This is a genomic window from Methylobacterium sp. V23 (assembly GCF_002917135.1).
In the GTDB taxonomy this organism is placed as follows: domain Bacteria; phylum Pseudomonadota; class Alphaproteobacteria; order Rhizobiales; family Beijerinckiaceae; genus Methylobacterium.
This window is the reverse complement of the sequence record NZ_PDHT01000013.1, coordinates 110,540-123,700: the sequence shown is the minus strand read 5'-3', so window position 1 is coordinate 123,700 and position 13,161 is coordinate 110,540. Positions and strand designations below refer to the sequence as shown.

Here is a 13,161-nt window from a genome sequence, read left to right as displayed (position 1 = left end):
TGAGAGGCTGCCATGTTGCAACCCAAGAAGACCAGGTTCCGTAAGCAGTTCAAGGGTCGCATCCACGGTGCGGCCAAGGGCGGCTTCGACCTCAACTTCGGGACCTTCGGCCTGAAGGCCGTCGAGCCCGAGCGCATCACCGCGCGCCAGATCGAGGCGGCTCGCCGCGCGATCACGCGTGAGATGAAGCGCCAAGGCCGCGTCTGGATCCGGATCTTCCCGGATGTGCCGGTCACCGCCAAGCCCACCGAAGTCCGCATGGGCTCCGGTAAGGGTGCACCCGAGTTCTGGGCTGCCCGTGTGCATCCCGGACGTATCATGTTCGAAGTCGACGGCGTGGCCGAGGACGTTGCGAAGGAGGCCCTGCGCCTCGGCGCGGCGAAGCTCCCGATCCGCACGCGCGTCGTTCAGCGCATCGCTGATTGAGAGGGAGGGGATCATGAAGTCGTCGCAGAGACAGTCGGATCTGGCCGCCCTGTCGCCCGATCAGCTGAACGATGAGTTGCTGAACCTGAAGAAGGAGCAGTTCAACCTGCGCTTCCAGGGCGCCACCGGCCAGCTTGAGAACGTCGCGCGCGTCCGCGAAGTCCGCCGCGATATCGCCCGCGTTCGTACGCTTCAGCGTCAGAAGACGCTGAAGTCGGCGCAGGCCTGAGGAGTACATCATGCCGAAGCGCGTATTGCAGGGCGTCGTCGTCAGCGACAAGGGTGAGAAGACCATCGTCGTGAAGGTGGAGCGTCGCTTCACCCATCCGGTGATGAAGAAGACCGTCCGTCGCTCGAAGAACTACCACGCCCACGACGAAGCCAACGTCGCCAAGGTCGGTCAGACCGTCTCGATCGAGGAGTGCCGTCCGTTCTCGAAGACCAAGACCTGGAAGCTCGTCGAGGGCGCCAGCTCGGAAGCGGTCTCCGCCGAAGCTTGATCGTCATGCACGGTCGAGGAGACGGGCGCAGGGTTCTGCGCCCGTTTTTTTGTGCCTGCTCCGCATCGGTGTGCCGAACCCGAGTCGTTTCGGGTGGTCGCTACCAGAATTCTGATCTCGTTCGACAGAGGATTCGAGGATCCGCCGTGTCCAGGCGGTCCTCGTGACCTTGGGTGCGAGACGAGGGGGATGGTCGCGTGGCGGACAGCCTGAACAGTGCCTGCGGACTTCTCGTCGCGTTCTTCGGCGCACGCGAAATCGACGGCATCGTCACCAGCCAGCGCAGCTTCGGTCTGCACCTGTTGCCGGACATCCAGGCTGCAGCGCTCGGAATGCTGTCGCGGCTCAATGTCGTGCGCACCGGTCTTCATCAGCCTGAGCTGCGCGATCCCCTGACGATCTCCAGCCTCCTGGTACGCTGTGGGGCGCGGCCGGTCGCGATCGCGCCCCCCGAGTTCCATGAGTTCGATCTCGGCGATGCGAAGCCTTTCGAGGCGCTGAGCAATGCATTGTGGCTGTTCCGGATCTCGAACCGTCCGGCGGCTGTCCTGCTCTCTCGGTCATGGTCCGCGCAGGAGGGGCGCGTCGTGCGGCTCGAAGTGGCGACGCTGCCCGATGCGACGTCCGTCGGATTCGCCCGCGATTTTCTCTCGTCGATCCAGGACGCCGCGGCTGGATCGACGCGCTATCGTGGCAAGGTCGTTACGCTCGATCCCCCGTCGGAAGCGGGAATGCGTGTCCGCCGGTCGGCGTCGGTGACGCGGGCCCAGGTCATTCTCGACGACCCGACGATGGCGCGACTCGATCATCACGTCTTCGCATTCGATCGCCATCGCGGAGATCTCAGGCGGTTCGGGCAATCGACCTGCCGGGGACTGCTGCTCTACGGACCTCCCGGTAACGGAAAGACCCACGTTACCCGCTACGTCGCTTCGAACCTGCCCGATCGCACGACCGTCTTGGTGACGCCCGATGGTGGGCGGTGCCTGGGCGATCAGTTGCAGCTTGCGCGTAGCTTCCAGCCCAGCCTGGTGGTCCTCGAGAACGTCGACCGGATCGGTCACGATCGACAGGCTCCCAAGGGCTCGACCGAGACGGGCGGGCTTCAGAGCCTGCTGAGCGAGATGGAACGCCTTTCGGCCGACGCAGATATCCTGTTCCTCTTCACTGCGAATCATCCGCGGAATATCGACCCGGCCCTGATCTCACAGCCGGGGCGGATCGACGTGGCGATCGAGATTGCCTGCCCGGATGCCTCGTGCCGTGCCCGCCTGCTCACCCTGTTCGGCGCGTCCCTGATCTTCGACCCTGGGGCCCTTCCGGAAATCGTCGCGCGCACCGAGGGCGCGAGTGCGGCCTATCTGAAGGAAATGGTCTACCGGCTCGCCCTCGCAGCCTTGACCACCGAGATGGGGAATCGGATCACCCGCCGCAGCGTGGCCGTCGTCCTCGGCGAGGCGATCGACAGCCAGGCCCGCCTCGACCGGGGTGTGGTCGAACTCGCCGACGTTCCGGCGCGCCGGCCGGATCTGCGCATGGCGGCATCGGGCGGGCGAAGCGCCGATCTCTGAGCCGGGTCGGCAATTGACCCTTGCACAGATCCACGCCCTGGTGTATCCGGCGTGCCTTCGCGACATTTGAGAGGGGTGTTCGCACCCCTCGTACGCGGCGGCCGTGCCGGTGTGTCAAACACCGATTGCGCGGTGCTTTACATGAGCCGGGGACATCAGATCCCCATCAGGCGTCGTCCGCCGGACAATACCGTCCGCGTGCGGAAACCCGCCTGAAACAAGGAAAGGTCACTGCCCGTGATCCAGATGCAGACGAATCTGGACGTCGCCGACAACTCTGGTGCGCGCCGCGTGATGTGCATCAAGGTTCTGGGCGGGTCGAAGCGTAAATACGCCGGTGTCGGCGACATCATCGTGGTCTCGGTCAAGGAAGCAATTCCCCGTGGTCGCGTGAAGAAGGGCGACGTCATGAAGGCGGTCGTCGTGCGCACCGCCAAGGAAGTGAAGCGTCCCGACGGTTCGGTGATCCGCTTCGACAAGAACGCAGCCGTTCTGATCAACAATCAGAAGGAGCCGATCGGCACCCGCATCTTCGGACCGGTGCCGCGCGAGCTGCGCGCCCGCAACCACATGAAGATCATCTCGCTCGCGCCGGAGGTGCTGTGATGGCCGCCAAGGTCAAGAAAGGCGACAAGGTCGTCGTCCTTACCGGTCGTGACAAGGGTCGCTCCGGCGAGGTCATCCAGGTGCTCCCGAAGGAAGATCGCGCGTTCGTTCGCGGCATCAACTTGGTGAAGAAGCACCAGAAGCAGACGCAGAACCAGGAAGGCGGCATCGTCTCCAAGGAAGCTGCGATTCACCTCTCCAACATCGCTGTCGCCGACCCGAAGGATGGTCAGCCCACGCGCGTTGGTTTCCGCATTCTCGACGACGGCCGCAAAGTCCGGTTCGCCAAGCGCTCGGGGGATCTGATCGATGGCTGAGAAGAACACTGACGGGTACACCCCGCGCCTGCGCAAGCACTACGACGAAGTGGTGCGCCAGAAGCTGATCGAAGAGTTCGGCTACAAGAACCCCATGCAGGTTCCGGTCATCGAGAAGATCGTGATCAACATGGGCGTCGGCGAGTCGACCGCCGATTCCAAGAAGGCCACCGTCGCTGCCGGCGACCTGGCGCTGATCGCCGGCCAGAAGCCGGTCATCACCCGGGCCCGCAAGGCCATCGCGACCTTCAAGGTCCGCGAGGGCATGCCGATCGGCTGCAAGGTCACGCTGCGCAAGCAGCGCATGTACGAGTTCATGGATCGCCTGATCACGATCGCGCTCCCGCGCGTCCGCGATTTCCGCGGCCTGAACCCGCGCTCCTTCGACGGCAACGGCAACTACGCCCTGGGTCTGAAGGAGCACCTCGTGTTCCCGGAGATCTCGTACGACAAGGCCGAGGCCACCTGGGGCATGGACATCGTCATCCAGACGACCGCCCGCACCGATGCTGAGGCGCGCGCGCTCCTCACGCAGTTCCGATTCCCGTTCCGGCAGTGAGCCCCCGCTAGGGTCTCATACGCGGACACCGGAGAGAGAAATGGCAAAGAAAAGCTCGATCGAGAAGAACAAGCACCGCGAAGCGCTGGTGAAGCTCTACGCTCCCAAGCGCAAGGCGCTGCTTGCCACGGCGAATGACGAGTCCCTCGAGATGGAGGAGCGCTTCGAGGCGCGCCTCAAGCTCGCGGAACTGCCCCGCAACTCGTCCCCCACCCGCGTCCGCAACCGTTGCGGCATGACCGGCCGTCCGCGCGCCTTCTATCGCAAGATGGGCATCTCGCGCATCGCGCTGCGCGAACTCGGCAACCAGGGTCTGATCCCCGGTCTCGTCAAGTCGAGCTGGTAAGGAGCAACCACCATGGTCAACGATCCCGTGGGTGATATGCTCACCCGCATCCGCAACGGTCAGCAGCGCCGCCGCAACGTCGTCCAGACGCCCGGCTCCCGCCTGCGTGCCAGCGTGCTCGACGTCCTCAAGTCCGAGGGCTACATCCGCGACTACGCGACCACGGATTACGGCAATGGCCGGACCGAGTTCGCGATCGAGCTGAAGTACTACGACGGCCAGCCCGTCATCCGCTCGATCCAGCGCGTGTCGAAGCCCGGCCGCCGTGTCTACTCGTCGGTCGGCGAGTTGCCGCGCGTCGCCGACGGCCTCGGCGTCACCATCGTGTCCACCCCGCAGGGCGTCATGGCCGACCACGAGGCGCGCGAGCGCAACGTCGGCGGCGAAGTGCTCTGCAAGGTGTTCTGATCTCGGACTTGGAGGAATAAGGCGATGTCTCGCGTAGGCAAGAAGCCCGTTCCCGTCCCGTCCGGCGTGACGGCCACGGTGACCGGTCAAACGGTGAAGATGAAGGGCTCCAAGGGCGAGCTTCAGTACGTCGTTCCCAACGTGGTCGACGTGAAGTTCGAGGACGGCGCCGTCTCGGTGCAGCCCAAGAACCAGACCAAGGAGGCCCGCTCGCTCTGGGGCACCTCCCGCGCACAGGTGGCGAACCTCGTCGAGGGCGTCTCCAAGGGCTTCGAGAAGAAGCTCGAGATCACCGGCGTGGGTTACCGCGCCGCGATGGCCGGCAAGGCTCTGAAGCTCTCGCTCGGCTACAGCCACGACATCGAGTACGAGATCCCGACAGGGATCACGATTGCGGTGCCGAAGCCCACCGAGATCGTCATCTCCGGCATCGACCGGCAGGTGGTCGGCCAGGTGGCCGCCGAGATCCGCGACTATCGCGGCCCTGAGCCCTACAAGGGCAAGGGCGTGAAGTACGCGGGAGAGTTCATCTTCCGCAAGGAAGGCAAGAAGAAGTAAGGGCCGCCGAACATGTCACGCAAAATCGATGCACTCGACCGCCGCAAGGCGCGTGTGCGCCGCGCGCTGCGGGCGGCGGCCAATGGACGGCCCCGGCTCTCGGTGTTCCGTTCCTCGAAGCAGATCTACGTTCAGGTCATCGACGACGCGGCGGGCAAGACGCTCGCGTCGGCTTCGAGCCTCGAGAAGGATCTGCGCACCGATCTCAAGACCGGTGCCGACGTCTCGGCCGCCCAGGCCGTCGGCAAGCTCGTCGCCGAGCGCGCCAAGGCTGCGGGCGTCACCCAGGTGATCTTCGATCGCTCGGGCTACCTCTATCACGGGCGCGTCAAGGCGCTCGCCGACGCCGCCCGTGAGGGTGGCCTCGAGTTCTAAGAATGGCGGAGGAGGGCGGCGCAGGCCGCTCTCCGTTCCGAACGATTCAAGCGAGCGGGTCCGCCACCCGCGTCAGTGAGATGGATATTCAGTATGGCACGTGAACGTGAAGGCGGTGGCCGCGGCCGCCGCGATGAGCGCGAGGAGCGCGACAGCGAGTTCGTGGACAAGCTCGTCCACATCAACCGCGTCGCCAAGGTGGTGAAGGGCGGCCGTCGCTTCGGCTTCGCAGCCCTCGTCGTCGTCGGCGACCAGAAGGGCCGCGTCGGCTTCGGCCACGGCAAGGCCCGTGAGGTTCCCGAGGCGATCCGCAAGGCGACGGAAGCCGCCAAGCGTGGTCTGGTCCGCGTGGCGCTTCGCGAGGGCCGCACCCTGCACCACGACGTCTACGGTCGTCATGGCGCCGGCAAGGTCATCCTCCGCGCCGCCCCCCAGGGCACCGGTATCATCGCCGGCGGCCCGATGCGCGCCGTCTTCGAGACGCTGGGCATGCAGGACGTGGTGGCCAAGAGCCTCGGCTCCTCGAACCCCTACAACCTCGTGCGCGCCACCTTCGAGGCGCTCAAGAACGAGGACAGCCCGCGCTCCGTCGCGGCCCGTCGCGGTCTCAAGGTGTCGGCCCTCCAGGCCCGTCGCCGTGATGCCGATCCGTCCGACATGTCCGAAGCCGCCGTCGCGTAAGGGGAGGGTCCAATGGCACAGAAGACTCTCCGCATCGAGCAGATTGGTTCGCCGATCCGCCGCGAAGGCGACCAGCGCGCAACGCTGATCGGCCTCAAGCTCAACAAGCTGCACCGGGTTTCCGAGCTGGAGGATACCCCCTCCGTGCGCGGCATGATCCGCAAGGTGCAGCACCTCGTGCGCGTCCTTGGCGACGCGGCCTGAGGGAGGGCATCATGAAACTGAATGAACTCCGCGACAACGACGGCGCCACCAAGAACCGGATGCGCGTCGGACGGGGCATCGGCTCCGGCAAGGGCAAGACCGCAGGACGCGGCGTGAAGGGTCAGAAGGCCCGCACCGGCGTCTCCATCAAGGGCTTCGAGGGTGGCCAGATGCCGTTGCATCGTCGCCTTCCGAAGCGCGGCTTCAACAATCTGTACTCCACGGACCTGAACGAGGTGAACCTCGGCCGCGTCCAGCAGGCTGTCGATGCCGGTCGCATCGAGGCGGGCGCCACCGTCACCGTCGAGACCCTGATCGCCGCCGGCATCTGCGCCCGCGCCCGTGACGGCGTGAAGCTCCTCGGCGTCGGCGAGCTCACCACCAAGCTGACCTTCGAGGTCACCCGCGCGTCGAAGTCGGCGATCGAGGGTGTCGAGAAGGCTGGCGGTTCGGTCGCCGTGACGTATGGCGACGGCGTCTCGACCCGGGGCAAGCCCGCCCGCGTGGTTGCGTAGCCCAACGCCAGACTTTAAGTCGAAGCTCTGAGCGGCGGCCCGTGCAACCTCGCGCGTGGCCGCCGTATCAGTTTATGGGGAGCTTCGGCTCCCGTGCGGATCGATATCAGGAACCGGTGCCATGGCCTCAGCCGCCGAGCAGCTTGCCGCGAACCTCAATTTCGGGGCCATCGCCAAGGCCGACGAGCTCAAGAAGCGCATCTGGTTCACGCTGGGCGCGCTCATCGTGTTCCGTCTCGGGACCTATATCCCGATCCCGGGCATCGACCCGGAGCAGTTCGCGCGGAACTTCCAGCAGCAATCGGGCGGCGTGCTCGGGCTGTTCAACATGTTCTCCGGCGGTGCCGTCGAGCGCATGGCGATCTTCGCGCTCAACATCATGCCGTACATCTCGGCCTCCATCATCATCCAGCTCCTGACCTCGGTGATTCCGAGCCTCGAGACGCTGAAGAAGGAGGGTGAATCGGGCCGCAAGGTCATCAACCAGTACACCCGCTACCTCACGGTGGTGCTGGCGCTGGTTCAGTCCTGGGGCATCGCCTTCGGCCTCCAGGGCTCGAGCGCCGCGATCGAACCCGGTCCCTTCTTCATCCTGTCCACGGTCATCACCCTGACCGGCGGTACGCTGTTCCTAATGTGGATCGGCGAGCAGATCACCTCGCGCGGCATCGGCAACGGCTCCTCGCTGATCATCTTCGCCGGCATCGTGGCCCACCTGCCGGTGGCGATCGTCGGCGCCCTGGAGCTCAGCCGCACTGGCGCGCTCTCCTCGGCCGTCATCCTCGGCATGGGCGTGGCCGCCGTCGCGCTCGTCTACTTCATCGTGTTCATGGAGCGCGCCCAGCGCCGGCTGCTGATCAACTACCCGAAGCGCCAGGTCGGCAACCGCATGTACGAGGGCCAGACCTCGTTCCTGCCGCTGAAGCTCAACACCGCCGGCGTCATCCCGCCGATCTTCGCCTCGTCGCTGCTGCTCCTGCCCGCCACCGTGGCGAGCTTCTCGGCCAACAACGGCGGCACCGGCGTCCTGGCGACGATCACGACCTATATCGGCCACGGCCGGCCGCTCTACATGGTCCTCTACGCCGCCCTGATCATCTTCTTCGCGTTCTTCTACACCGCGGTGGTCTTCAACCCGGAGGAGACGGCAGACAATCTGAAGAAGCACGGCGGCTTCATTCCCGGCATCCGCCCGGGCGAGCGCACGGCGGCCTTCATCGACAAGGTTCTGACCCGCATCACCCTGATCGGGGCGCTGTACCTGACTTTCGTCTGTCTGGTGCCCGAGATCCTGGCATCGTATTCCTCGGCGGCCATCGGCTTCGGCGGCACCTCCCTGCTCATCGTGGTCTCGGTGACGATGGATACGGTGGCGCAGATCCACGGGCACCTGATGGCCCATCAATACGAAGGCCTCGTCAAGAAGGCCAAGCTGCGTGGGGCGACCCGCCGACGCTAAGGGCGATGCGGTGCAGGCTTCAAGCGCACCGCAACCCTTGCTAGAATTCCGAGACCCGGCGTTTCGCAGGATCGCCGGATATCCAAGCAGAACGGACCTGAGGAAACGACACCATGCGCATCATCCTGCTTGGGCCGCCCGGCGCGGGGAAGGGGACGCAGTCCGAGCGGATCGTAGCACGCTACGGCATTCCTCAGCTCTCCACCGGCGACATGCTACGGGCAGCCGTCGCCGCCGGTACGCCGGTCGGCCTGCAGGCCAAGAGCGTGATGGAATCGGGTGGTCTGGTGTCCGACGCCATCGTGGTCGGGATCGTCGCCGACCGCATCGAAGAGGCGGATGCCAAGCCGGGCTTCATCCTCGACGGCTTCCCGCGCACGGTGGAGCAGGCGAAGGCCCTCGATGCCATGCTGTCGCAAAAGGGAATTGCCCTCGACACCGTCATCGAGTTCGTCGTTGACGAGGAGGCTCTGGTCGGCCGCATCGCCAAGCGCGCCGAGGAGACCGCAGCCCGCGGTCAGCCGGTGCGGAAGGACGACACGCCCGAGGTCTTCAAGACTCGCCTGGACGCCTATCGCAAGCAGACCGCGCCCCTGTCCGACTACTATGCCGGCACCGGGCTGCTGCAGACCATCGACGGCATGAAGCCGGTCGACGCCGTCACGGAGGATCTGGTGGCGATCCTCGACCGGCACACCGCTTCGGCGGAGTCCTGATCGGTCAAGCCGACGGTCCGGCCTCCGGCCCGCGACCTTTGCGGATTGATTTAGTCACCCGGGTTGACACATTCCCCGGCCCGCGCTAGTGGGCCGGTCTTCGTTCAGAGGAAGTGGGTCCGGATCGCCTCTCTTAGAGGTCGATGCGGGCCGATTTGTCGTTTTGGACGGCGCGCAGGGGCCGGTCTCCACCGGACGCGCGTGACACCCGGCCCGGCCTCAGGTCCGGCGCCCCATGGAGAGACACCTTGGCTCGTATCGCTGGCGTTAACATTCCGACCAACAAGCGCGTCGTCATCGCGCTGCAGTACATCCACGGCATCGGCCCCAAGAAGGCCGAGGAGATCACCGGCAAGGTCGGGATCCCGGCCGAGCGTCGCGTGAATCAGCTGACCGACGCCGAGGTGCTGTCGATCCGCGAGACCATCGACCGCGATTACATCGTCGAGGGCGATCTGCGCCGCGAAGTCTCGATGAACATCAAGCGCCTGATGGATCTCGGCTGCTACCGCGGCCTGCGCCATCGCCGCAACCTGCCGGTCCGCGGCCAGCGCACGCACACCAACGCGCGCACCCGCAAGGGCAAGTCCAAGCCGATCGCCGGCAAGAAGAAGTAATCGATCCGAACCGGGAGTCCGTTCTTCGGGCGGTCTCCTGACGTCGGCGCCAGGATCCCTGTGCGCCCAGTCCTGCGTCGCGGCACGGTGTTCCAAATCCGTGCCGCCGGCATCCGAGAAGACTCCCGAGCGCCTGGAATGACGGGCGCGCCTGAAGGACGAGAGAACACATGGCCAAGGAAACCACCCGCGTCCGTCGCCGCGAACGCAAGAACATCGTCTCGGGCGTCGCGCACGTGAACGCGTCGTTCAACAACACGATGGTCACCATCACCGACGCCCAGGGCAACACCATCTCGTGGTCGTCCGCCGGTGCCATGGGCTTCAAGGGTTCGCGCAAGTCGACCCCCTACGCCGCCCAGGTTGCCGCTGAGGATGCTGCCCGCAAGGCTGCCGAGCACGGCATGCGCACCCTCGAGGTCGAAGTGTCCGGTCCGGGTTCGGGTCGTGAATCGGCCCTGCGCGCGCTCCAGGCCGCCGGCTTCACCGTGACGTCGATCCGTGACGTGACGTCGATCCCGCACAACGGCTGCCGCCCGCGCAAGCGTCGTCGCGTCTGAGGCGCGACCAACGCGAACCTTTGGGGCCTGTTACGGAGACGCGCGTGTCGAATGCTCAGAATCCGCTTCCGGGTGTGCTGCGGTGGAGCTTGGGTGACCTGACGGTCACGGTGATGAATGACGGCTACCTTCAGGGTTCGCTGGATCTCGTCACCGGGATCGATCGTGCGGAGGCCGGCGCCTTACAGGCCGCTGGCTTTCGCGCGCAGGATCCCCGGATCACGCTCAACGCATTCCTGATCACGGGTCCGGGGCGCAAGCCGCTCCTCATCGACAGCGGGATGGGCCATTTCGGTGGCCCGTCCCTCGGTGGCGTTCCAGCGGCTCTCGCCGCGGCCGGCGTTTCGCCGGACAGCATCGAGACGGTCCTGCTCACGCATCTGCATCCCGACCATGCCGGCGGGCTGATCCGGGATGACGGTTCGGCGGCCTACCCGAATGCCGAACTCGTGGTTCATGCCGACGAAGCGGCGCACTGGCTCGACGACGGCGCGCTGTCACGGGCGCCGGACGGCGCGAAGCCCTATTTCGAGATGGCCCGCCAGGCGACCGCGCCTTACGGCGGACGTCTGCGCACGGTCACGAGCGGCAGCGTGGCAGCGGGGATCGAGGCGATTCCCCTGCCGGGCCATACGCCGGGCCATACCGGCTACCGCATCACGTCGGGCGACGCGTCGCTTTTGATGTGGGCGGACATCATTCACCTGCCGGCGATCCAGTTCAAGCAGCCGGAAGCCGGTATGGTCTTCGACGTCGACGGGGATCAGGCACGCGCCGTGCGTCGCCGGATGCTCGACGCCGTTTCGGGTGACCGAACCTTCGTGGCGGGTGCCCATCTGGAGTTTCCGGCCCTGGGCTACGTCGCCCGGGACGGGGCCACCTACAGCTTCGTTCCGGAGCTCTGGGTCGCGGCCCAGTAACGGTTCGCGCCTGACGCGGACGCAACAATTTCCAGCCCGCCGGGCGCCGATGGCGCGGTGTCGACGGGCAATGCGTGGACCACCCATGTGGCCCGCGCCGATCTTGCGAGAGGTAGCATCGTGGTCATTCAGAAGAACTGGCAAGAGCTCATCAAGCCGAACAAGCTCCAGGTCTCGACCGGGCACGACCCCAAGCGGGTCGCCACCGTCGTCGCGGAGCCCCTCGAGCGCGGCTTCGGCACCACGCTCGGCAACTCGCTCCGCCGCGTGCTGCTGTCCTCGCTCCAGGGCGCGGCCGTGACCTCGGTGCAGATTGACGGCGTGCTGCACGAATTCTCGTCGATCCCCGGCGTGCGCGAGGACGTCACCGACATCGTCCTCAACATCAAGACGATCGCCATCCGCTCGCAGACCGAGGCCCCCAAGCGCCTGACCCTGCGCAAGACCGGTCCCGGCGTCGTCACCGCCGGCGACATCGGCACGGTGGGCGACGTTCAGATCCTGAACCCCGACCTCGTGATCTGCACGCTCGATGACGGCGCTGAGATCCGGATGGAGTTCACGGTCGCCACCGGCAAGGGCTACGTCCCGGCTGAGCGGAACCGTCCCGAGGATGCGCCGATCGGCTTGATCCCGGTCGACGCCCTGTTCTCGCCCGTCACCAAGGTGTCCTACCGCATCGAGACCACCCGCGAGGGCCAGGATCTCGACAAGGACAAGCTGACGATGACGATCGAGACCAACGGCGCCGTGTCGCCGGAGGATGCCCTGGCCTACGCCGCGCGCATCATCCAGGACCAGCTCCAGGTGTTCGTGAACTTCGAGGAGCCCCGCAAGGAGGAGGCGCAGCCGCTCGCGCCGCAGCTCCCCTTCAACCCGGCCCTGCTCAAGAAGGTCGACGAGCTCGAGCTCTCGGTGCGTTCGGCGAACTGCCTGAAGAACGACAACATCGTCTACATCGGCGACCTCATCCAGAAGTCCGAGGGCGAGATGCTGCGCACCCCGAACTTCGGCCGCAAGTCGCTCAACGAGATCAAGGAAGTGCTGGCCGCGATGGGCCTCCACCTCGGCATGGACATCCCCGGCTGGCCGCCGGAGAACATCGAGGACCTCGCCAAGCGCTTCGAAGAGCACTACTAGGCGCACGGCGCGTCCGCCTCAGCCGGATGCGGCGATGGCCTTGCGCCGTTGCCGCATCCGGCAGGCATTGCGGGGGTTAGCCCGACGCGGACGCCCAGAACGAATCCCGCCGCGGGGTCATGCGGAATGAACAGCCCCGAAGACCATTTCGGAGGGGCGCTTGGCCGTACCGTGGCACGGCGGCCATCAACCAAGGACAGCCATCATGCGTCATGGATTTCGCGGTCGTCGTTTCAACCGCACCACCGAGCACCGCAAGGCGATGTTCGCCAACATGTCGGCCGCGCTGATCAAGCACGAGCAGATCGTCACCACCCTGCCGAAGGCCAAGGATCTGCGTCCGGTCATCGAAAAGCTGATCACCCTCGGCAAGACCGACAGCCTGCACGCCCGCCGCCTCGCCATGTCGCAGATCCGCGACGAGGCCATGGTCCGCAAGCTCTTCGCCGTGATCGGCCCGCGCTACAACACCCGTCCGGGCGGCTACTGCCGTATCATGAAGGCCGGCTTCCGCTACGGCGACAACGCCCCCCTGGCGGTCATCGAGTTCGTCGACCGTGACGTCGACGCGCGCGGTAAGGATTCCGGCCCCATGTTGGTGGACGACGCGGCGTAAGCCTCGCCTCCGTCCGACGACGAAGAAGGCGGCTTCCGGGCCGCCTTTTTTGTTGGCCGGAATGAGC

General features: G+C 65.9%; 21 protein-coding genes. All 21 read left to right on the top strand.

The window, feature by feature from the left end; translation table 11 throughout:
• The first annotated feature begins 12 nt into the window (after positions 1–12).
• The 21 genes from rplP (at position 13) to rplQ (ending at position 13,094) form a co-directional block, all read left to right on the top strand.
• Complete coding sequence (gene rplP, locus CRT23_RS14390; protein WP_055949287.1) at positions 13–426, top strand: 50S ribosomal protein L16; 414 nt, start codon at positions 13–15, stop codon at positions 424–426.
• Between the two features lie 13 nt (positions 427–439).
• Positions 440–655, top strand: a complete 216-nt coding sequence (gene rpmC, locus CRT23_RS14385) for a 50S ribosomal protein L29 (protein WP_018044221.1) — start codon at positions 440–442, stop codon at positions 653–655.
• Between the two features lie 10 nt (positions 656–665).
• The gene (rpsQ, locus tag CRT23_RS14380) at positions 666–926 is read left to right on the top strand and encodes a 30S ribosomal protein S17 (RefSeq protein WP_055949288.1); all 261 of its coding nucleotides are present in this window, start codon (positions 666–668) and stop codon (positions 924–926) included.
• A 197-nt stretch (positions 927–1,123) separates the two neighbouring features.
• Positions 1,124–2,497: an ATP-binding protein gene (locus tag CRT23_RS14375; RefSeq protein WP_103710251.1), complete on the top strand. Its 1,374-nt coding sequence runs from the start codon at positions 1,124–1,126 to the stop codon at positions 2,495–2,497.
• Positions 2,498–2,734: 237 nt separating this feature from the next.
• On the top strand, positions 2,735–3,103 hold the full coding sequence (gene rplN / locus CRT23_RS14370; protein ID WP_055949294.1) for a 50S ribosomal protein L14: 369 nt from the start codon (positions 2,735–2,737) through the stop codon (positions 3,101–3,103).
• Complete coding sequence (gene rplX, locus CRT23_RS14365) at positions 3,103–3,420, top strand: 50S ribosomal protein L24 (protein ID WP_055949297.1); 318 nt, start codon at positions 3,103–3,105, stop codon at positions 3,418–3,420. The genes rplN and rplX overlap by 1 nt, the downstream gene beginning before the upstream one ends.
• Entirely contained in the window at positions 3,413–3,979 is a 567-nt protein-coding gene (gene rplE, locus CRT23_RS14360; protein WP_055949300.1) for a 50S ribosomal protein L5, read from the top strand. The genes rplX and rplE overlap by 8 nt, the downstream gene beginning before the upstream one ends.
• A gap of 40 nt (positions 3,980–4,019) precedes the next feature.
• Positions 4,020–4,325: a 30S ribosomal protein S14 gene (gene rpsN, locus CRT23_RS14355; RefSeq protein WP_055949303.1), complete on the top strand. Its 306-nt coding sequence runs from the start codon at positions 4,020–4,022 to the stop codon at positions 4,323–4,325.
• Positions 4,326–4,337: 12 nt separating this feature from the next.
• Entirely contained in the window at positions 4,338–4,733 is a 396-nt protein-coding gene (gene rpsH, locus CRT23_RS14350; RefSeq protein ID WP_055881679.1) for a 30S ribosomal protein S8, read from the top strand.
• A 24-nt stretch (positions 4,734–4,757) separates the two neighbouring features.
• Entirely contained in the window at positions 4,758–5,291 is a 534-nt protein-coding gene (gene rplF / locus CRT23_RS14345; protein WP_103710250.1) for a 50S ribosomal protein L6, read from the top strand.
• 12 nt (positions 5,292–5,303) lie between these two features.
• Positions 5,304–5,666: a 50S ribosomal protein L18 gene (gene rplR / locus CRT23_RS14340; protein WP_055949309.1), complete on the top strand. Its 363-nt coding sequence runs from the start codon at positions 5,304–5,306 to the stop codon at positions 5,664–5,666.
• A gap of 93 nt (positions 5,667–5,759) precedes the next feature.
• Entirely contained in the window at positions 5,760–6,347 is a 588-nt protein-coding gene (gene rpsE, locus CRT23_RS14335; RefSeq protein WP_055949312.1) for a 30S ribosomal protein S5, read from the top strand.
• A 12-nt stretch (positions 6,348–6,359) separates the two neighbouring features.
• A complete protein-coding gene (rpmD, locus tag CRT23_RS14330; protein ID WP_055949314.1) occupies positions 6,360–6,551 on the top strand; it encodes a 50S ribosomal protein L30 in 192 nt (63 codons plus the stop codon).
• Positions 6,552–6,562: 11 nt separating this feature from the next.
• Complete coding sequence (rplO, locus tag CRT23_RS14325; RefSeq protein WP_055949317.1) at positions 6,563–7,066, top strand: 50S ribosomal protein L15; 504 nt, start codon at positions 6,563–6,565, stop codon at positions 7,064–7,066.
• 121 nt (positions 7,067–7,187) lie between these two features.
• Positions 7,188–8,525 carry a preprotein translocase subunit SecY gene (gene secY / locus CRT23_RS14320; RefSeq protein ID WP_055949319.1) on the top strand — a complete coding sequence of 446 codons (1,338 nt, stop codon included), beginning with the start codon at positions 7,188–7,190 and terminating at the stop codon, positions 8,523–8,525.
• Positions 8,526–8,638: 113 nt separating this feature from the next.
• Entirely contained in the window at positions 8,639–9,241 is a 603-nt protein-coding gene (locus CRT23_RS14315; protein ID WP_055949322.1) for an adenylate kinase, read from the top strand.
• A gap of 248 nt (positions 9,242–9,489) precedes the next feature.
• Entirely contained in the window at positions 9,490–9,858 is a 369-nt protein-coding gene (gene rpsM, locus CRT23_RS14310) for a 30S ribosomal protein S13 (RefSeq protein ID WP_019904471.1), read from the top strand.
• Between the two features lie 170 nt (positions 9,859–10,028).
• A complete protein-coding gene (gene rpsK, locus CRT23_RS14305) occupies positions 10,029–10,418 on the top strand; it encodes a 30S ribosomal protein S11 (RefSeq protein WP_055949325.1) in 390 nt (129 codons plus the stop codon).
• 44 nt (positions 10,419–10,462) lie between these two features.
• Entirely contained in the window at positions 10,463–11,338 is an 876-nt protein-coding gene (locus CRT23_RS14300; RefSeq protein ID WP_103710249.1) for an MBL fold metallo-hydrolase, read from the top strand.
• A gap of 120 nt (positions 11,339–11,458) precedes the next feature.
• Positions 11,459–12,478: a DNA-directed RNA polymerase subunit alpha gene (locus CRT23_RS14295; protein ID WP_055949333.1), complete on the top strand. Its 1,020-nt coding sequence runs from the start codon at positions 11,459–11,461 to the stop codon at positions 12,476–12,478.
• Positions 12,479–12,683: 205 nt separating this feature from the next.
• Positions 12,684–13,094: a 50S ribosomal protein L17 gene (gene rplQ / locus CRT23_RS14290; protein WP_103710248.1), complete on the top strand. Its 411-nt coding sequence runs from the start codon at positions 12,684–12,686 to the stop codon at positions 13,092–13,094.
• Positions 13,095–13,161: the final 67 nt, after the last annotated feature.